This is a genomic window from Terrabacter koreensis, assembly GCF_054783315.1.
This window is the reverse complement of sequence record NZ_BAAGQU010000004.1, coordinates 665468-683281: the sequence shown is the minus strand read 5'-3', so window position 1 is coordinate 683281 and position 17814 is coordinate 665468. Positions and strand designations below refer to the sequence as shown.

The 17814-nt window shown below is 71.0% G+C and carries 18 protein-coding genes, 3 tRNA genes and 2 pseudogenes; 7 read left to right on the top strand and 16 right to left on the bottom strand.

What is annotated here, in order from left to right:
- Positions 1–82: 82 nt before the first annotated feature.
- Both secE and ACYVNR_RS05930 read right to left on the bottom strand, forming a co-directional pair.
- Complete coding sequence (gene secE / locus ACYVNR_RS05935) at positions 83–352, bottom strand: preprotein translocase subunit SecE (RefSeq protein ID WP_045191936.1); 270 nt, start codon at positions 350–352, stop codon at positions 83–85.
- A 115-nt stretch (positions 353–467) separates the two neighbouring features.
- A tRNA-Trp gene (locus ACYVNR_RS05930) sits at positions 468–540 on the bottom strand.
- Between the two features lie 267 nt (positions 541–807).
- Between ACYVNR_RS05930 and ACYVNR_RS05925 the strand changes: the two genes are divergently transcribed.
- The 4 genes from ACYVNR_RS05925 to ACYVNR_RS05910 all read left to right on the top strand — a co-directional run bounded on the left by ACYVNR_RS05925 (position 808) and on the right by ACYVNR_RS05910 (position 4708).
- Complete coding sequence (locus tag ACYVNR_RS05925; RefSeq protein WP_461047230.1) at positions 808–2169, top strand: aminotransferase class I/II-fold pyridoxal phosphate-dependent enzyme; 1362 nt, start codon at positions 808–810, stop codon at positions 2167–2169.
- Positions 2166–2681 (top strand): DUF5709 domain-containing protein, encoded by a 516-nt coding sequence (locus ACYVNR_RS05920; RefSeq protein ID WP_458798583.1) that lies wholly within the window; start codon positions 2166–2168, stop codon positions 2679–2681. The genes ACYVNR_RS05925 and ACYVNR_RS05920 overlap by 4 nt, the downstream gene beginning before the upstream one ends.
- A 99-nt stretch (positions 2682–2780) precedes the next feature.
- Positions 2781–3863, top strand: coding sequence for an adenosine deaminase (locus ACYVNR_RS05915; protein ID WP_461047228.1), 1083 nt, complete (start codon positions 2781–2783; stop codon positions 3861–3863).
- 512 nt (positions 3864–4375) lie between these two features.
- Entirely contained in the window at positions 4376–4708 is a 333-nt protein-coding gene (locus ACYVNR_RS05910) for a hypothetical protein (protein ID WP_461047226.1), read from the top strand.
- Positions 4709–4729: 21 nt separating this feature from the next.
- Here the strand turns inward: ACYVNR_RS05910 and ACYVNR_RS05905 are convergent.
- The 11 genes and pseudogenes from ACYVNR_RS05905 to ACYVNR_RS05855 all read right to left on the bottom strand — a co-directional run.
- Positions 4730–4914 (bottom strand): annotated as a pseudogene (locus ACYVNR_RS05905) (integrase core domain-containing protein); the annotation flags it as partial.
- A 13-nt stretch (positions 4915–4927) separates the two neighbouring features.
- Positions 4928–5887: an IS110 family RNA-guided transposase gene (locus ACYVNR_RS05900; protein WP_461048284.1), complete on the bottom strand. Its 960-nt coding sequence runs from the start codon at positions 5885–5887 to the stop codon at positions 4928–4930.
- Between the two features lie 14 nt (positions 5888–5901).
- Positions 5902–6057, bottom strand: a complete 156-nt coding sequence (locus tag ACYVNR_RS05895; protein ID WP_461047224.1) for a hypothetical protein — start codon at positions 6055–6057, stop codon at positions 5902–5904.
- Positions 6058–6288: 231 nt separating this feature from the next.
- Positions 6289–7097: pseudogene (locus ACYVNR_RS05890) on the bottom strand (IS481 family transposase); the annotation flags it as partial.
- Between the two features lie 136 nt (positions 7098–7233).
- Positions 7234–8307, bottom strand: coding sequence for a UDP-N-acetylmuramate dehydrogenase (locus ACYVNR_RS05885; RefSeq protein ID WP_461047222.1), 1074 nt, complete (start codon positions 8305–8307; stop codon positions 7234–7236).
- A 14-nt stretch (positions 8308–8321) separates the two neighbouring features.
- Positions 8322–8771, bottom strand: coding sequence for a MaoC/PaaZ C-terminal domain-containing protein (locus tag ACYVNR_RS05880; protein ID WP_458798586.1), 450 nt, complete (start codon positions 8769–8771; stop codon positions 8322–8324).
- Positions 8771–9217: an FAS1-like dehydratase domain-containing protein gene (locus tag ACYVNR_RS05875; RefSeq protein ID WP_045191943.1), complete on the bottom strand. Its 447-nt coding sequence runs from the start codon at positions 9215–9217 to the stop codon at positions 8771–8773. Before ACYVNR_RS05875 ends, ACYVNR_RS05880 begins: the two co-directional genes overlap by 1 nt.
- 134 nt (positions 9218–9351) lie before the next feature.
- The gene (gene rpmG / locus ACYVNR_RS05870) at positions 9352–9522 is read right to left on the bottom strand and encodes a 50S ribosomal protein L33 (RefSeq protein WP_034801502.1); all 171 of its coding nucleotides are present in this window, start codon (positions 9520–9522) and stop codon (positions 9352–9354) included.
- A gap of 163 nt (positions 9523–9685) precedes the next feature.
- A tRNA-Met gene (locus ACYVNR_RS05865) sits at positions 9686–9762 on the bottom strand.
- 59 nt (positions 9763–9821) lie between these two features.
- Positions 9822–9894: transfer RNA gene (locus ACYVNR_RS05860), tRNA-Thr, on the bottom strand.
- 164 nt (positions 9895–10058) lie between these two features.
- Positions 10059–10967 carry a hypothetical protein gene (locus ACYVNR_RS05855; RefSeq protein ID WP_461047219.1) on the bottom strand — a complete coding sequence of 303 codons (909 nt, stop codon included), beginning with the start codon at positions 10965–10967 and terminating at the stop codon, positions 10059–10061.
- A 59-nt stretch (positions 10968–11026) separates the two neighbouring features.
- On the opposite strand from ACYVNR_RS05855, the gene ACYVNR_RS05850 reads away from it, so the two are divergent.
- The gene (locus ACYVNR_RS05850) at positions 11027–11848 is read left to right on the top strand and encodes an MBL fold metallo-hydrolase (RefSeq protein ID WP_045192045.1); all 822 of its coding nucleotides are present in this window, start codon (positions 11027–11029) and stop codon (positions 11846–11848) included.
- A gap of 53 nt (positions 11849–11901) precedes the next feature.
- On the opposite strand, the gene ACYVNR_RS05845 is transcribed toward ACYVNR_RS05850, so the two are convergent.
- Positions 11902–12105: a hypervirulence associated TUDOR domain-containing protein gene (locus ACYVNR_RS05845; protein ID WP_458798589.1), complete on the bottom strand. Its 204-nt coding sequence runs from the start codon at positions 12103–12105 to the stop codon at positions 11902–11904.
- A 110-nt stretch (positions 12106–12215) separates the two neighbouring features.
- On the opposite strand from ACYVNR_RS05845, the gene ACYVNR_RS05840 reads away from it, so the two are divergent.
- Together ACYVNR_RS05840 and ACYVNR_RS05835 are read left to right on the top strand one after the other, a co-directional pair.
- Entirely contained in the window at positions 12216–12530 is a 315-nt protein-coding gene (locus tag ACYVNR_RS05840) for a hypothetical protein (RefSeq protein ID WP_045191946.1), read from the top strand.
- Complete coding sequence (locus ACYVNR_RS05835; protein ID WP_461047216.1) at positions 12530–13780, top strand: cupin domain-containing protein; 1251 nt, start codon at positions 12530–12532, stop codon at positions 13778–13780. The genes ACYVNR_RS05840 and ACYVNR_RS05835 overlap by 1 nt, the downstream gene beginning before the upstream one ends.
- Positions 13781–13798: 18 nt before the next feature.
- Here ACYVNR_RS05835 and ACYVNR_RS05830 read toward each other — a convergent pair whose 3' ends face one another.
- Positions 13799–14557: a helical backbone metal receptor gene (locus tag ACYVNR_RS05830; RefSeq protein ID WP_461047215.1), complete on the bottom strand. Its 759-nt coding sequence runs from the start codon at positions 14555–14557 to the stop codon at positions 13799–13801.
- A gap of 6 nt (positions 14558–14563) precedes the next feature.
- A complete protein-coding gene (gene icmF, locus ACYVNR_RS05825) occupies positions 14564–17806 on the bottom strand; it encodes a fused isobutyryl-CoA mutase/GTPase IcmF (RefSeq protein ID WP_461047213.1) in 3243 nt (1080 codons plus the stop codon).
- Between the last annotated feature and the right edge of the window lie 8 nt (positions 17807–17814).

The window sequence follows — 17814 nt, the reverse complement described above, 5'->3', positions numbered from 1 at the left end:
GCTCTGACCTACTTCCTTGCTCGTGGACCAGCCGGTGGCGGCTGGCGGTGACATCCCGGGGCGCCGGCGAGGCGCCCGCGCGTCAGATCGTCGCGCCGGTGAGGGCCCACGAGATCAGCTTGCTCAGACCGAAGTCGAGCCCCGACACGAGGGCCATCATGATCACGACGAACACGACCACGACGGTGGTGTAGCGCACGAGCTCGGGGCCCGTGGGCCGCACGACCTTGCGCAGCTCGTCGAGGATCTGGCGAACGAAGAGGCTGATCGCGCCGAGGAACCGCGACACCGGGTTGCCGCCACGGGCCTTGTCAGCCCGGCCGGACCCGCGCTTGGCGCTCGTCTCCGTCACGATTCCTTCTTTCTGCCTGGGTTTCGGCCCGCGACAGCGCCCTGGCTCGTGGGGTGTCCACGTCGGGGCGAGAGCCGCGTGCCGCCTTGCACGACGACCACATCACTGGGATGCGCAGGGCAAGAGGGACTCGAACCCCCAACCGCTGGTTTTGGAGACCAGTGCTCTACCAATTGAGCTATTGCCCTTCGCCGTGACCGTTGGGGCGGTCGCGGCGGGACGGCATGCGTCAGCATGGCCAGCGAAGCCGTCCGAGGGTCGATCATACGGGACGATCCGAGTGCAAAGCCAACCGAGCCGCGCCCGGGCCCGATCGGCGCGCCCGACCCCCTGGCGAGCGCACCACCCGTGCAGCATCCGTGCACTGTCCGTGCACTGTCCCGGGACGACCCGGGCACCACCCGGCATACGGACCGGGCTGCTCGCGAGCACACCCGAGTGGCAGGATCGGGAAGGTGACGAACCCGCGCACCGCCCTCGCGTCCCTGTCCCACGACGACCTGGCCGGCTTCCTCGCCGAGCAGCGTGAAGCCTACGCGGCCCTCAAGGCCCGCGGGCTCAAGCTCGACCTCACGCGGGGCAAGCCGTCGGCCGCGCAGCTCGACCTCTCGAACGACCTGCTGACGCTGCCGTCGACGACGAAGGACCGTGCCGGCGTCGACGTGCGCAACTACGGCGGCCTCGAGGGCCTGGCCGAGCTGCGCGAGATGTTCGCCGAGCTGCTCTGGGTGGAGCCGTCGCAGGTCGTCGCGGGCGGCAACTCGAGCCTGACGATGATGTACTCCACGATCGTCGACTTCCTGCTCTTCGGCGGCGTCGACTCCCCTCGGCCGTGGTCGGAGGAGGAGAAGGTCCGCTTCGTCTGCCCGGTCCCGGGCTACGACCGCCACTTCTCGATGCTCGCGTCGTTCGGCATCGAGATGGTCACCGTCGACATGCACGACGACGGCCCCGACGTCGCCGCGGTCGAGGCGCTCGTCAAGGACGACCCGAGCATCAAGGGCATCTGGATCGTGCCGACCTACGCCAACCCGTCGGGCGCCGTCGTGTCGCAGGAGGTCGCGGCCCGCCTCGCGGCGATGCCCGCCGCGGCCCCCGACTTCACGATCTTCTGGGACAACGCCTACGCCTTCCACCACCTCACCGAGGACGAGGCCAAGAGCGCCGACATCCTCACGCTCGCCGCAGCGTCGGGACACCCGAACCGCCCGATCATGTTCGCCTCGACGTCGAAGATCACGTTCGCCGGCGCCGGCGTCGCCGTGCTCGCGGCCAGCGAGGCCAACGTGAAGTGGTACCTGGGGCACCTGTCGATGAGCTCGATCGGGCCCGACAAGGTCAACCACCTGCGGCACGTCGAGTTCTTCAAGGACGCCGACGGCGTGCGGGCCCACATGCGCGGCCACCGCGACATCATCGCGCCCAAGTTCGCGGCCGTCGACCAGGCGCTGACCGAAGGCCTGGAGGGCCTCGAGGTGGCCGAGTGGACCCGCCCGACCGGTGGCTACTTCGTCAACCTCGACGTGCTCGACGGCACGGCGTCGCGGGTCGTGGCCCTGGCCAAGGAGGCCGGCATCGCCCTCACGCCGGCAGGCGCGTCCTTCCCGCTCGGGCGCGACCCGCGCGACCGCAACATCCGGCTCGCCCCCACCTTTCCCGTGCTCGACGAGGTGCGCACCGCCATGGCCGGCATCGCCACCTGCGTCGCCCTCGCCGCCGCCGAGAAGGTGACCGCCGACCGGTCCGCCGGGGTAGGGGACGTGAGCGACGCCGCAGCGTCGACGACCGAGTCCGCCACCGAAGGAGCCGCCCGATGAGCGAAGACAACGAGAACATCGACGACGACCTCACCAGCTACAGCGTCGACGACGAGGACCAGCTCCAGCCCGAGGACACCCTCGAGGACGGTGAGCTGGAGGACGTCCTCGACCGCGGCTACTCCCCCAACGACCGGCCGCAGGGCGTCACCGCGCACGGCACGACGGCGTACGAGGAGTCGATCGACGAGACGATCGACGAGCGCATCCTCCAGGAGGAGCCCGATCCGAGCTCCGCCTACGGTCGGCCCGACAACGAGAGCGGCCTCGACGACGACCGCATCGGCGGCGACGACCCCGACTCGATCGACGCCGAGGACGACTGGCTCGGTGACAACGAGGTCGGCGACGCGCGCGCCGGACGTCTCGTCGCCGACGACGAGGGCGCCCACGACGACGACGAGAAGCAGGCGTGGGCCAGCGATGTCGGCGTCGACGGCGCCGGCGCCTCGGCCGAGGAGGCTGCGATGCACGTCGTCGACGAGATCGCCGACGAGCCCGACGAGCGCTGAGCGGCTCTCCCCTGTCCCGTATGCCGGGTAGCCGGCCGGGCGGGCCGGCGGGCGCGGCCGGCCGGTCCGGCGCGAGCGCCGGGTGACACACTTGCCCGCATGACGCGTGCGGTGGAGACCCTCCCCAAGGCCCACCTGCACCTGCACTTCACCGGCTCCATGCGCATCCGAACCGTGCGCGACCTCGCGGCGCAACACGGCATCCGGCTGCCCGACGCTCTGGTGAAGGGGTGGCCACCGCGGCTGGCCCGCGCCACCGACGAGCGCGGCTGGTTCCGCTTCCAGCGGCTCTACGACGCCGCACGTGCCTGCGTGCGCACCGAGGCCGACATGCGTCGCATCGTGCGCGAGGCGGCCGAGGACGACGCCGCCGAGGGCTCCCGCTGGCTGGAGATCCAGGTCGACCCAACGTCGTACGCACCCTTCGTGGGCGGCATCACGCCGGCCCTGGAGATCGTCCTCGACGAGGCGCGTGCCGTCTCGTCGGAGGGCCGCATCGGCGTCGGTGTCGTCGTCGCCGCGAGCCGCATGCGCCACCCGCTGGAGGCGCGCACCCTCGCCAGACTGGCCGCCCACCACGCCGGCGAGGAGGCTGGCGACGTCGTCGGCTTCGGGCTATCGAACGACGAACGGCGCGGGCTCGTGGCCGACTTCGCCCCGGCCTTCGCCATCGCCCGCAAGGCCGGGCTCGCGCTCGTGCCGCACGGGGGTGAGCTGCTCGGCGCCCAGTCGGTGATGGAGACGCTGGAGCACCTCGATCCCGACCGCATCGGGCACGGCGTGCGCAGCGTCGAGGACCCGCAGGTGCTCGACGCCGTCGCCGAGGCCGGCGTCACGCTCGAGGTGTGCCCGGGCAGCAACGTCGCCCTCGGCGTCTACGCCGACCCCTCCGAGGTGCCGCTTCGCCGCATCGTCGACTCGGGGATCCCGGTGGCGCTCGGCGCCGACGATCCCCTCCTCTTCGGCTCCCGCCTCGCGGCGCAGTACGCCGCTGCCCGCGTCCTCGGCTTCGACGACGACGGGCTGGCCGGCCTGGCCCGGGGCTCGCTCGAGGGCAGCCGCATGCCGTCCCGACTCCGCGCGGCCGCCCTCGCCGAGGTGGACGAGTGGCTCGCGCAGCCCGGGCAGGAGACCGACCCGGCCGGCACCGGCGACCGGGGGCTGGCCGCCGAGCGTGCCTGAGCGACGGACACCGTGACTCGGGCCACACCGAGGAGTGGGGCACACCGGGGCAAAGCACCCCACGTGCAGGTGGATGTCGGCGTCCGCGCCGGTGCACCGAGTCTGCACCGAGTTTGCTCAGGGTCGGTGCGCCCGGTCATGCTGGTGCGGACATGAAGACTCCTGCCGCCGCCCTCGCCCGCCCCTCGACCGCCTCAGGCGCCCACCTCCGACGACTCGCCGTCGTCGGTCTCGTCGCCCCCGTCGTCGCCCTGGCGGCCTGTAGCGGCGAGTCTCCAATCTCGGCTAACCCCACAGATGCCGTTGGCGGCGCCTCAACTGCCTCGGCCAGCACGACAGCGGCCTCGAGCAGCACGCCCACGAATGTGCCGCCGGAGACGCCCGCTGCCGCGTCCACTGTGGACAAACTAGTGTCTAACCCGATGCTGGCGCGGTTGAAGGACCCCGACCTCGGACATACCATCACGGCCAGCCGTGTCGCACGTCATCTCCCTTGGCCGTCAGGTCAGCCGGTGGGTGCGAAGCAGTTCGAGATCGTGGGCGTCTGGGTCACCCTCACCGCCGGTTCCCGGTACTCGGCGTCGATCGACCCGGCAATGCTGTCGCTTGTTGCCTCCTCGCCATCCCAGACCGTGCTCCCGACGAATGAGTTCGGCGGCAGGTTCGGCGCGACCGTGCTCAAGCCGGTGAAGCGGACGCAGCGTGCGGCCGGTTGGGTGTTCTTCAAGGTCGACCGCGGCACGACGAGCGCGCTCAAGCTCGGCTTCAACCGTCCGGCGTACCAGGTCAGCACGACCGGCAAGAAGCTGCCGGCCAAGACCTTCACCGTCGTCCTGACGAAGTAGTCGCAGACGAGGTGGTCGCGGCTAGATGTGATGCCCAGCCACGTTGTCCAGCCTGGTGATGGGTGCGACTTTCCGATCGCTGAGTGGGGCCGGTGGTGGTTGTACTTGTGGACCCAAGGTGCCAGCGCGGCGAGCCGGCCGGCCTCGGAGGGATAGAACGTCTTGAAGGCCCAACCGTCGGCCAGGGTGCGGTGGAAGCGTTCGATGCTCCTATATTCGTCAAGCGGCCGGGGCGACGGGCGCTGTGACGGCGGAGGTATCCGTGGCGCGGGGCAGGTTGGCGAAGACCTCGCGGGCGATGTAGCGCTTGAGGCAGCGGATGATTTCGCGTTTGCTGAGCCCTTCGGCGGTGCGGCGGGCGACGTAGTCGCGAGTGGGTTGGTGGTGCCGCATGCGCACGATGGTGACGATGTACAGGGCGCTGTTGGCCGCTCGGTCGCCGCCGCGACTGAGCCGGTGTCGGCCGCTGGTCCGGCCGCTGCTGGCCGGCTGTGGCGCGACCCCGCAGAACTTGGCGAAGGCGGCTTCGCTGCGGATCCGTTCGGGGTTGTCCCCCGCGCTGACCAGGAACTGTCCGGCGATCTCGATGCCGACTCCGTGCAGCTGCACGAGCGCGGGAGCAGCGACTCGCACGAGGGCCTCGATCTGCTTGTTGAGCGCCTTGATCTCAGCGTCGAGTGCCTTCCACCGGCGAGCCAGCTCGCGTAGCGCGGTCTTCACGCCAGCGAGCAGCATCCGGTCCGGGGACGCGGACAGCGACAACAGGTCATCGGTTTCGGGACGCAGTCCGTGGCAGCGGTTGACGAGGGTCCGTTTGGTCAAGATGACCAGCTCCCGCAGCGGCGAAGGCGCTCCGATCATCACGCCCCACAGCGTGTTGAAGGTGTTCTTGCGTGCCTTGACCGCGCTGGCACGCGCGACGCGCAGTGTCCGGATCACTTCGACCGTCCCGGACTTGGCCTTCGGGTTTGCGGTGGAGGTTCGTCCGAGCACGGCTCGAGCGATCTGCTCGGCGTCGAGCCGATCGGGCTTGCCGTCCATGTGCCGCGCCAGTCGGTTCGGCCGGTTGACCTCGATGACGTGGACGGCTTGCGTGGTCAGGAAGTGGGTCAGCGTAGCGCCGAAGGAGCCAGTGCTTTCCACACCGATCGCGGCGATCGTGCCGTGGCAGGCAGCCAGCTGAGCAGATCGCGCTATCCCCGGTCGTTGGCGGGAAACTCGCGATGTCCCAGCAGACGGCCGTGGCTGTCGACCGCGGCGGCGTAGTGGGTGTGCTTGTGCGTGTCGACGCCGCCGATGACAGCGAGGTCGGCGCTGGCCGCTGGCGTGGGAACAGACTGGATCGTCATGCTGGACTCCGCTCTTCCGTTAGGGCTGTTCTGACGGCGGAGCGAACCGGCCGGGCGGGCGACAAGTCTGTGACGGGTTTCTAGTCCAAGCTCCTATCAGGTCAGTTCCGCCTGGCCGGCGCGCACCATGACGCTGCACCGATCCGGCCGACAAATCGAACGCAGGACACCGTGGTCATACCTTGGCCGGGGTCAGACCGGGCCGGTGCAGCGTCGCTCTTGATGTTCACAGATCTTGCCGTTGGTCTGAGGCCGGTAGGGGCGGGTGCGTTTCGGGGTGATGCCCAGCTCGGCGCAGGTGTCGCGCCACAGGAACGACCGGTACGCGCCGCCGTTGTCCGACAACACTTTCCGCACCGTGAAGCCGCGCTCGGCGAACCAGGCCACGGCATGGCGCAGCACCAAGGTGGCGGTCTCCTTGGTCTCGTCGTCGTGGGCTTCGACGTACGCGACGCGGGAGTGGTCATCGACGACCGTGTGCAGGTAGCAGGTGCCGATCAGCGGCTGGCGGTACTTGCTCCTCAGGGCGCCGGTGCGAACGGTGGTCGCAGCCCGGTTACGCAACCCTTGTTGGCGTCCGACGTAGCGCCAGCCGCCGCCGTCGGGGACCTTGCCGAGCTTCTTGACGTCCACGTGCAGCAAGTCGCCCGGGTGCTCGTGCTCGTAGCGGCGCAACGGCTCACCGGTGGCGCGGTCGACTTGGCTGAGCCGGTTCAGGCGGCATCGGGACAGCACCCGGTGCCGGTGGAGGGTGCGACGCCGGTCAGGGAGGCCAGCTGGACCGGGCCCAGGCGCTTGCGCAGCCGCAACGCCACGATCCGCTTGGTGGTCGCCCGGCTGGTCTTGGCCGGCATCGACCGCGGCCGGCTGGACCGGTCGGTCATCGCCTCGCCGGCGGCGTACCAGTCGGCCCACCGTTTGACCGTGGGCCAGGCGCACTGGAACCGGGCTGCGACCTCCACGATCGGCACGTGCTGGTCGACGACGAGCTGGGCCACCCGTAGCCGGGCGCGTGGGGTCAGGGCCGCGTTGGAGTGGATAGCGTGGGACACGAAGACCTCCTGGTTGTGAAGTGAGCCGTCAGGCAGCTCCACTCCACACCGGGACGTCTTCATCTGCCATGAAGGTCAGATCGTGTCGTCACACTGACTCGACCAGCGTGACTGGGCCTCTCAGTTAGAGGGTCTCGCCGAGCAGCACGGGCTCGTTGACCAGGGAGACCCCGAAGGCGTCACGCACGCCGTCGCGCACCTGGCGCGCGAGGGCCACGACGTCGCCTGCCGTGGCGCCACCGCGGTTGGTGACCGCCAGCGTGTGCTTCGTCGACAGCGCCGCCGGAGCGGGCAGGCCGAAGCCCTTGCCGAACCCGGCGTGCTCGATGAGCCACGCCGCGCTCGTCTTGAACCGGCCGTCGGGCTCGGCGAACCGCGGAGGTGTCGGGCCCTCCCAGCCGAGCCGCTCCCCCACCCGCTCGACGAGGTCGTCGAACTGCTGCCGGCTGAGGATCGGGTTGGTGAAGAAGGACCCGCACGACCACGTGTCGGGGTCGGCATCGTCGAGCACCATGCCACGGGAGCGGCGCTGCTCGAGCACCGCCTCGCGGGCGTCCTGGAGCGGCACCCGCGTGCCGAGCGGGACGTCGAGGCCCTTCGCCAGGGCGGCATACGCGACGGGACGGCTGAGGTCGGCCACCTCGAACTGGAAGAGCACGTCGAGCACGACGTAGCGGGCGTTTCCCTTGAAGAGCGAGTGCCGGTAGGTGAAGGCGCAGTCGGCGTTCATGAAGGTGCGCACGGTCTGCTCCCGGCGGTCCCACGTGCGCACCTGGGCGACCGTCTGGGACACGTCCTGGCCGTAGGCACCGACGTTCTGGATCGGCGTGGCGCCCGTGCGGCCCGGGATGCCGCTGAGCGCCTCGACGCCCGCCCAGCCCTCCGCGACCGCTCGCTCGACGACGTCGTCCCAGACCTCGCCCGCCGCGACGCGCACCATGGCTCCACCGCAGGAGTCGGCGGACTCGGGCGTGACGCCGCTCGTGACGATGTGCACGACGGTGCCCTGGAAGCCGTCGTCGGGGACGACGAGGTTCGAGCCCCCCGAGAGGACGAGCAGCGGCTCGTCGGCGTCGTCGACCTCACGAACGGCGTCGACGAGCTCGTCGGTGGTCTCGACCGTGACGAGCCGGGCGGCCGGGCCGCCGACGCGCATCGTCGTCAGGGTCGACAAAGGGACGTCGTGATCCTCGCGCACGCGCTGGCCCCTGTTCAGTCGAGCCGTGCGACGGCCAGGGCTCGGCCCAGGACCTTCTCGCCCGCGGCGGTCGCGGTCAGCTCGACCGTGACCTGCTTCGTCTCGGGGTCGGCCGACTTGACGACGCCTGAGACCTCGATGTCGGCGCCCGTGTCGTAGGGCACCACCACCGGGCGCGTGAACCGCACGCCGTACTCGACGACGCGGCCGGCGTCGCCCACCCAGTCGGTGACCAGGGTGACGGCCGAACCCATCGTGAACATGCCGTGCGCGATGACGTCGGGCAGGCCGACCTTCTTCGCGAAGGGCTCGTCCCAGTGGATGCGGTTGCGGTCGAGGGACGCCCCGGCGTACTGGACGAGGCGGGCGCGGTCGACGTGGACGGTCTGCGGCGGCAGGGCGTCACCGACGGAGACGCTGTCGAACGCCCGCACGGTCGTGTGGTCACGCGGCTGGGTGCTCATCACTCGCCTCCTCGGATGACGATCGTCGACGTGGCCGTGCAGACCGGCTCGCCTGCCTCGGTGGCGAGCTCGGTGCGGGTGGTCACCATGGCGTGCCCGCCCGCCTCGCGCACCGCGTCGACGTGGAGCGTGCCGATGACGGCGTCACCGGCCGTGAGCGGGCGGTGGTGGGTGAAGCGCTGCTCGCCGTGCACCACCCTGGAGAAGTCGATGCCGGCCTCGGGGTCGCGGATCAGCTGTGCGTCGCACTGCTGGGCGATGAGGACGGCGAACGTCGGCGGTGCGATGACGTCGGCGTAGCCGCGGGCCCGGGCGACCTCGGCGTCGACGTGCACGGGGTCGGCCGAGCCGACCGCCTCGGCGAACTCGCGGATCTTGGCGGCACTGACCCGGTAGGTCTCGGTGGGCGGGTAGACCCGGCCCTGGAAGTCTGCGTTCACCGGCATACGGGCACCCTACCGACCGCCGGGGTCAGCGGCTCGGGGCGTCTCGACCCGGCCGTCAGCGGCGCCGGACCGGCCGGGAACGACGACGCTCCCCCGGCCGGTGGCCGAGGGAGCGTTGACGTCGAGCGCTGGGGTCAGCGGGTCTCGCGGTGCTCCGTGTGCTTGCCACACTTCGGGCAGAACTTGTTCATCGCGAGACGGTCGGGGTTGTTCCGACGGTTCTTCTTCGTGATGTAGTTGCGGTCCTTGCAGTCCACGCACGCCATCGTGATCTTGGGACGGACGTCGGTGCTCTTGCTGGCCACGGCAACCTGCTCTTTCGGGAACGTACGGGGTCTTCTGTCGTCTTGCGACGGGTGTCGCGCGGCGCGTCACGCGTTCCGGGCTCCCGGGTGACACGCAGGCGCGACGTCCTAGGTTACGCGACACCCCGGCGATTGGAGAAATCGACGTCGGTGCGCGCGGAAGTGGTAGCGGGAGCGGGGCTCGATCCCGCGACCTCACGATTATGAGTCGTGCGCTCTAACCAGCTGAGCTACCCCGCCATGGGCTGCCGCCCCAGCCTCCTCGCGATGCCGCGAGAAGGCCGGGACCGGCGGACCAGAGCCCCAATAGGGAATCGAACCCTAGACCTTTTCCTTACCATGGAAACGCTCTGCCGACTGAGCTATTGGGGCACGGCCGACGCTGTGGAACCGTCACGAGAACTGGCCCGCTTCGACCTGCTGTGCGACGGCGAGACTACACGGTCGCGGCCACGGATACGAAATCGGGCGGTGCCCGTGCGCGGGACCTGCCCGCCCGACGCCGTCGGGGTGCTCGCGGCGCCGCGCTCGCGGGGTCAGCCCTCGGCGTCGTGGTCGGCGAGCGCCTGCTGCGCCGACTCCTCCTCCTGCTCGCGCCGATCGCGTACGCCGGTCGCCTCGTCGAGCTCGGCGGTGACCTTCTCGAGCCGGCCCCGGGCCGTCGCCAGGCGCCGCTCGAGGTCGGCGATGCCCTCGGTCACCTCCTCGTGGCGGGCCGTCAGCACCGCCACCTGCCGGTCGGCGTTGCGCAGCTCGGACCGGGCCGTCTCGAGCGCTGCCTGCAGCCGGGCCCGCGCCGCAGCTCGCTTGGCCCTGCGCCGCTCCTCGAGGTCGACGGCATCGTCGCCCTCGTCGCCCTCGTCGCCCGCGCCGTCCCCCGCGCCCCCGCGCAGCACCGACAGCGACGGCCGGCGGGTCCCGTCCTCGCCGCCGTCGGTCCCGAGCGCCACGACGTCCTCCACGTCGACGGAGCCGAAGCCCGAGTAGCTGAGGGCGCGCACCAGCGAGCCGGTGAGCACCGAGGCCTCCGCGTCCTCGTCGGCGATGAGGGCGGTCAGGGTGTCGCGCACCTCCTGCGCCACCCCGGCACCGAGCTTCTGGCCGGCCTCGGCCGACGTCTCGGCGATGCGGTCGGCCAGGGCGTCGACGCGCCTCGACCGCTCCCGACCGAGCAGGCGCAGCTGGTCGGCGTCGAGACTGCGCTGGGCCTCGCGGAGCAGCTCGGCGAACTCACGGAAGTCCTCGAGCTCGTCGGCGTGCTCGCGCACGAAGTGGTTGACCGCCCACGCTGCGACCGTCGGCTTGCGCAGGGCCCCGATCGAGGTGGCCAGCTCCTTGTCGCCGGCCTGCTTCGCCTCGGCCACCAGCTCGGACCGCAGCGGCGTGAAGCGGGACGGCAGGGCGGCATACAGCTGCTCGACGGCGGCGCGCAGGTGCAGGATCACGCGTGCATCCTCCCGCAAACCCGCTGGTGCGGCGCGGCGCGGACGGGCACGCTGGTCGCGTGATCTGGATCTGTGCGACCTGCGCCGTGGAGACCGACGACCTGACGCAGCCCCCACCCGAGTGCGAGGTGTGCGAGGACGACCGGCAGTGGGTGCCCGCCACGGGGCAGCGGTGGACGACCCTCGACGAGCTGCGCGAGGCCGGGACCCGCATCACCGTCGACCCCGTCGAGCCCGACCTGTGGGGGCTTCGTGCCGATCCCGAGGTCGGCATCGGCCAGCAGACGATGGTCGTGCGCACCCCCGAGGGCCTCCTGCTCTTCGACTGCGTCGGCTACGTCGACGACGCCGCCGTGGAGCTCGTGCAGTCGCTCGGTCCGACGCTGGCCGTGGCGGCGAGCCACCCCCACATGTACGGCGTGCAGACGGAATGGGCCCGGGCCCTGGGCGGCGTGCCGGTGCTCGTCGCCGACCGCGACGCCGAGTGGGTGCGGCGCAAGGACCGGCTCGTCGAGCTCTACGACGAGTCCCGCGAGGTCGCACCCGGGCTGACCCTCCACCGCGTCGGTGGGCACTTCCGCGGCCAGGCCGTGGTCGAGTGGCAGGCCGGCGCGGAGGGGCGTGGCGTGCTGCTCGCGGGCGACGCCGTCTTCCCCAACCCGGACCGGAGGTCGGTCAGCTTCCTGCGCAGCTATCCCAATCGGATTCCCCTGTCGGGCAACGTGGTCCAGCGTGTCGCAGGTCAGCTCGAGGGGCTGCACTACGACCGGCTCTACAACAACTTCGGGGCCGTGGTGCCGCAGGACGCCAAGGCCGTGGTGCGGTTCTCGGCCGACCGGCACGCCGCGTGGACCCGCGGCGACTTCGACCACCTCACCTGACGTCGCGGGAGGGCCCACGGTCGGGCTACGCGGTCGGGCTACGCGGCCTCCGGTCAGCCGGCCTCGAGCGTCGACTGCTTGTGCGCGGCCCGCGCGCCCGTCTTCTCGGACTCGACGATCCAGTACGGGTCGTCCTCGCTCGCCTTGAACTTCTGCCCGTCGAACGTGAACTCCTTGACGCGCCGCTCGACCGCCGTGCCGGTCGTCCGGCCCTGCGAGGTGTTCCAGTGGACGGTGTCTCCCTTGCTGATCGCCATGGCCCGATCAGAACACGCGCGAGGGCGTCGTGCCAGAGCGAACGGGAGTGGGTAGGTGCTGAGGCGACGGCGTCGTCCGGCGCCGCCTGGAATCAGCTAGAGGAGAAGCGATGAGCGACAACCCGCTGGACCCGGTGAGCGACGACCCGACGACCGAGGGGCCGGCTGACGGCGGAGCCGACACCACCAGCCATGACGGTGGTGCCGACGGCGGAGCCGACACCGCGCTCGGATCAGACACCGAGTCCGACCTCGGTTCCGGCATGGGCTCGGACGCCGGCTCCACGGGCGAGGGCCCGGCGGACGGCGGCGCCGACACCGGCTCTCACGACGGCGGCGCCGACGGCGGGGCCGACACCGAGGGACCCGCTGACGGCGGAGCCGACACGAGCAGCCACGACGGTGGTGCCGACGGCGGGGCCTGATGACTGCTGCCACGACGAGCCGGGTGTCCGCCGCACGGGGCGGGCACTCGGCTCTGCGGCGACTGGTCCCGGTCGACCCCGAGACCTTCGCCCGGGAGCACTGGTCGCGCCGCCCGCTCGTCACGACCTCTGCTGACCTGCCCGGCGGGCTGGCCGACCTCTTCGACGAGGACGCGGTCGACGAGCTCGTGTCCCGCCGCGGCCTGCGCGCGCCCTTCCTCCGGGTCGCCCGCGACGGCCGCACCCTCGGCGACCGCGAGTTCACCCAGGGCGGCGGCGTCGGCGCGACGGTCGCCGACCAGGTCAGTGACGACAAGCTGCTGCGCCTCTTCGGCGACGGGTCGACCATCGTCCTGCAGGGCCTGCACCGCACGTGGGGGCCGCTCATCGACTTCACCCAGCTGCTCGCCGAGGAGCTCGGGCACCCGGTCCAGGCCAACGCGTACGTCACCCCGAGCCAGAGCACCGGCTTCAGCGACCACTACGACGTGCACGACGTCTTCGTGCTGCAGATGGCAGGCGAGAAGCGCTGGCGTCTGCGCGCTCCCGTGCACCCGTCACCGCTGCGCGACGAGCCGTGGACCGACCACCGCGCCGCCGTCGAGGAGGCCGGACGCGCCGAGCCGGAGCTCGAGTTCACCCTGCGTCCGGGCGACGTGCTCTACCTCCCCCGCGGCTGGATCCATTCGGCCACCGCCCTCGGCGGCGTGAGCACCCACCTGACGCTGGGGGTCCACGTGTGGACGCGACGTCACCTCGCCGACGAGCTGGTGCGGCTTGCCCTCGAGTCCGCGAGCCGCGACGAGCGGGTTCGCGCCTCCCTCGGCGTCACCCCGTCGGGCTTCGACCGCGACTCCCTCGGGTCGGACATCGACCTCGTGCGCGAGAGCCTCGTCCGAGAGCTCCAGACGCTCGACGCAGCAGCCGTTATCGACGCGCTCGAGTCACGGGTGCGCGGCGCCCAGCGACCGGCGCCGATCCAGCCCCTCGCGCAGCTGACCGCCGCCGACGCGCTCGAGCCGGGCACGTGCCTGCGGCTGCGCGCCCACGTCGACGCGCGCCTCGTCCCCGACGAGCACGGCTCGGTGACGCTGCGCAGCCGCCTCGGCGCCCGAGCGGTCGAGCCACACGACGTCGGCACGTTCGTGGCGCTCGTGGGCGGCGGCGTGCTCCGGGCCGACATGGTCGGACTCGAGCTGGCCCGCCGGCTCATGCGCGAAGGACTCCTCGTCTCCGCCGACGACACCTGAGCAACCAGGACTGGCCTCTCAGGTGGCGACGGCGGCCGCCAGGACGTCGCGTGCGCCGACGAGTGACGGGCCGTACCACGTGAGCAGCCGGCCGCTGACGAGCGAGGTGCGCGCCGTCGTGAACGCCTCGGGACCGTCGTGCGCCGTGAACACGTAGGGTTCGTCGGGGAGCAGGACGGTGACGCCGTCGCGGTCGAGCTCGGCCAGGTCGACGTGGGGGTAGCGCTCGGGTGAGTCGGCCAGCACGTTGCGCCAGCCCAGCCGGGCCACGACGTCGCCGGTGAAGGTGTCGCGACCGACGGCCATCCACGGGTCGCGCCAGATCGCCACCGCCACGTCGAGGGTCGTCTCGGGCACGGGTCCGTCCCACTCGCGTCGTGCGGCCGACAACCAGCCCGGCGTGCCGACGTCGAGCACGTCCACGAAGAGGCGCTCCAGCGAGTCGAGCGCCGCCGGCACCGTCTCGATGTCGGTCACCCACACGGGTATGCCGTCAGCCCGCATCCTCCGGACGTCGAGCTCGCGGTTCTCCTCCTTGTTGGCGACGACGAGGTCGGGCTCCAGTGCTGCGATCGTCGCCCGGTCGGGGTTCTTGGTGCCCCGGACCCGTTGCACCGCGAGGTCGTGCGGGTGGGTGCACCAGTCGGTCGCCCCGACCAGCCGCTCCGGGCACGTCACCGCCAGAGCCTCCGTGATCGACGGGACCAGCGACACGAGGCGGCGGGGCGGCGTCGCGAACGACACGGCACACGCCAGGTCGTCGAGGAGCTCGCGCACGGTCCCTCAGACGTTGCGGCGGTACTGGCCGCCGACCTCGAAGAAGGCCTCGGTGACCTGCTGGAGCGAGCACACCCGGGCCGCCCGCATGAGCACCTCGAAGACGTTGCCGCCCTCGATGGCGACCGCCTTGAGCGCCTCGAGCGCAGCCTTCGCCTCGACCTCGTGCTCCACGCGGAACGCGCGGACCCGGGAGAGCTGGCTCTGCTTCTCGTCCTCGGTGCCGCGGGCCAGCACGACCTTGCGGGGCTCCTCCCCCTCGTGCGGGTTGCGGAAGGTGTTGACGCCGATGATCGGCAGGCTGCCGTCGTGCTTGCGGTGCTCGTAGAGCATCGACTCGTCCTGGATGCGGCCGCGCTGGTAGCCGGTCTCCATCGCGCCGAGCACGCCGCCGCGCTCGGTGATGCGGTCGAACTCCTTGAGCACCGCCGCTTCGACGAGGTCGGTGAGCTCGTCGATGACGAACGAGCCCTGCAGCGGGTTCTCGTTCATCGCGAGGCCCCACTCGCGGTTGATGATGAGCTGGATCGCGAGCGCCCGACGCACCGACTCCTCGGACGGCGTCGTGACGGCCTCGTCGAAAGCGTTGGTGTGCAAGGAGTTCGCGTTGTCGTAGATCGCGATGAGTGCCTGCAGCGTCGTGCGGATGTCGTTGAAGTCCATCTCCTGCGCGTGCAGGGAGCGGCCCGACGTCTGGACGTGGTACTTGAGCTTCTGGCTGCGGTCGTTCGCGCCGTACTTCTCCTTCATCGCCACGGCCCAGATGCGGCGCGCGACGCGGCCGAGGACGGAGTACTCGGGATCCATGCCGTTGCTGAAGAAGAAGCTGAGGTTGGGCGCGAAGTCGTCGATCTTCATGCCCCGCGCGAGGTAGCTCTCGACGTACGTGAAGCCGTTGGCGAGGGTGAACGCGAGCTGGCTGATGGGGTTCGCCCCGGCCTCGGCGATGTGGTAGCCCGAGATCGACACCGAGTAGAAGTTGCGGACCTTCCGCTCGATGAACCACTCCTGGATGTCGGCCATCATCTTCAGGCTGAACTCGGTGCTGAAGATGCAGGTGTTCTGGCCCTGGTCCTCCTTGAGGATGTCGGCCTGCACCGTGCCGCGCACGTTCGCGAGGGCGTACGCCGTGAGCTCGGCACGCTCGTCGTCGCTCGGCTCGCGCCCCTCCCGCTCCCGGAACGCGTCGACCTGCTGGTCGATCGCGGTGTTGAGGAAGAAGGCGAGGATCGTCGGCGCGGGACCGTTGATGGTCATCGAGACCGACGTCGTGGGCGAGACGAGGTCGAAGCCGTCGTAGAGCGCCTTCATGTCGTCGAGCGTCGCGATCGAGACTCCGGACGTACCGACCTTGCCGTAGACGTCGGGTCGCGGGTCGGGGTCGCGGCCGTAGAGGGTCACCGAGTCGAAGGCCGTCGACAGGCGCGTGGCCGGCTGGCCCTCGGAGAGCAGCTTGAAGCGGCGGTTGGTGCGGAACGGGTCGCCCTCGCCGGCGAACATGCGGGCGGGGTCCTCGCCCTCGCGCTTGAAGGGGAAGACACCGGCGGTGAAGGGGTAGTAGCCGGGCAGGTTCTCGCGCCGCAGGAAGCTGACGAGCTCCCCGTGGTCGCGGTAGCGCGGGAGCGCGACTCGGGGGATCTTGTTGCCCGACAGCGACTCTCGCGTGAGGGCGTTGCGGATCTCCTTGTCGCGGATGGTGACGACCTGCTCGTCGCCCGAGTAGGACTCGACGACCGACGGCCACGCAGCGAGCGCGTCGGACACCTCTGTGGGGACGGCCTTGCGGGCGCCGTCGAGCAGCTCCTCGACGCCGTCGGCGGGCGAGCCCGCGTCGGTGAGCTCGTCGCGCACCGACTCCAGGCGCTGCACGCGACTGGCCACGGCGGCATACGTGCGGGTCTTGTCGTGGTAGCCGCGGACGGTGTCGCTGATCTCGGCGAGGTAGCGCACTCGGGCGGCGGGGACGATGGTCGCGATGCGCGTGGACTGCTTGGTCGTGACGTGGGGCAGCACACCCTCCTCGACCGGCATCCCCTTCTCGGAGAGGAGGGTCCGCAGCTGCTGGTAGAGCGCGGTGACGCCGTCGTCGTTGAAGGTGGCGGCGCTGGTGCCGAAGACGGGCATGTCGGCGGGGCTCTTGCCGAAGGCCTCGCGGTTGCGCACCATCTGGCGGCCGACGTCGCGCAGGGCGTCCTCGGCGCCGCGGCGCTCGAACTTGTTGATGGCGACGACGTCGGCCTGGTCGAGCATGTCGATCTTCTCGAGCTGGCTGCTCGCGCCGAACTCGGGCGTCATCACGTAGAGCGAGATGTCGGAGTAGCGCACGACCGCCGCGTCACCCTGGCCGATGCCGGGCGTCTCGAGGATGACGAGGTCGAAGCCCGCCGCGCGCACGACGTCGAGCACGTCGTCGAGGTGCGCTGGCACCTGGGACTCGCCGCGGGTGGCGAGGCTGCGGAAGAAGACGCGGTCGCCGTCGAGCGAGCTCATGCGGATGCGGTCACCGAGCAGGGCGCCGCCACCGCGGGAGCGGGTGGGGTCGATGGCGAGCACCGCGACGCGCAGCTTGTCCTGCTGGTCGAGGCGCAGGCGGCGCACGATCTCGTCGGTGAGGCTCGACTTGCCGGAGCCGCCCGTGCCGGTGATGCCGAGCACCGGCACGCGTCGGCGGCCGGCTGCATCGCGGATGCCGGTGAGAATGGCCTCGTCGAGCTCACCCTCCTGCGCGCCGGTGATGGCGCGCGCCACGGCCGAGCGGTCGCCGGCGAGGAGCGCCTCGAGGGAGGGCGACCCGATCTCCCACGGGTCGAAGTCGCAGTCGGCGACGACGCGGTTGATCATGCCGGCGAGGCCGAGCCGCTGGCCGTCCTCGGGACTGAAGATCGTGACGCCCGACTCGCGCAGGCGCGCGATCTCGTCGGGCACGATGACGCCGCCACCGCCGCCGACGACGCGGATGTGGTCGGCGCCGTTCTCCTTGAGCAGCTGCACGAGGTACTCGAAGTACTCGACGTGACCGCCCTGGTAGGAGCTGACGGCGACGCCCTGCACGTCCTCCTCGATCGCCGCGTCGACAACCTCCTGGACCGAGCGGTTGTGCCCCAGGTGGATCACCTCGGCGCCCTGCGTCTGCATGATGCGCCGCATGATGTTGATCGACGCGTCGTGCCCGTCGAAGAGGCTGCTCGCCGTGACGAGGCGGACGTGGTGAGACGGGTGGTGGAGATCGCGCTTCGCTGCGTCGGACATGCAAAAAT

Bases quoted from the DNA above. Each gene is read 5' to 3' on its own strand.
- ACYVNR_RS05875 (WP_045191943.1), bottom strand. From the start codon at position 9,217: ATGCCGGTGAACGCAGACTTCCAGGGCCGGGTCTACCCGCCCACCGAG.
- ACYVNR_RS05920 (WP_458798583.1), top strand. From the start codon at position 2,166: ATGAGCGAAGACAACGAGAACATCGACGACGACCTCACCAGCTACAGC.
- ACYVNR_RS05880 (WP_458798586.1), bottom strand. From the start codon at position 8,771: ATGAGCACCCAGCCGCGTGACCACACGACCGTGCGGGCGTTCGACAGC.
- ACYVNR_RS05895 (WP_461047224.1), bottom strand. From the start codon at position 6,057: ATGACGATCCAGTCTGTTCCCACGCCAGCGGCCAGCGCCGACCTCGCT.
- ACYVNR_RS05915 (WP_461047228.1), top strand. From the start codon at position 2,781: ATGACGCGTGCGGTGGAGACCCTCCCCAAGGCCCACCTGCACCTGCAC.
- ACYVNR_RS05835 (WP_461047216.1), top strand. From the start codon at position 12,530: ATGACTGCTGCCACGACGAGCCGGGTGTCCGCCGCACGGGGCGGGCAC.
- ACYVNR_RS05840 (WP_045191946.1), top strand. From the start codon at position 12,216: ATGAGCGACAACCCGCTGGACCCGGTGAGCGACGACCCGACGACCGAG.
- ACYVNR_RS05845 (WP_458798589.1), bottom strand. From the start codon at position 12,105: ATGGCGATCAGCAAGGGAGACACCGTCCACTGGAACACCTCGCAGGGC.
- icmF (WP_461047213.1), bottom strand. From the start codon at position 17,806: ATGTCCGACGCAGCGAAGCGCGATCTCCACCACCCGTCTCACCACGTC.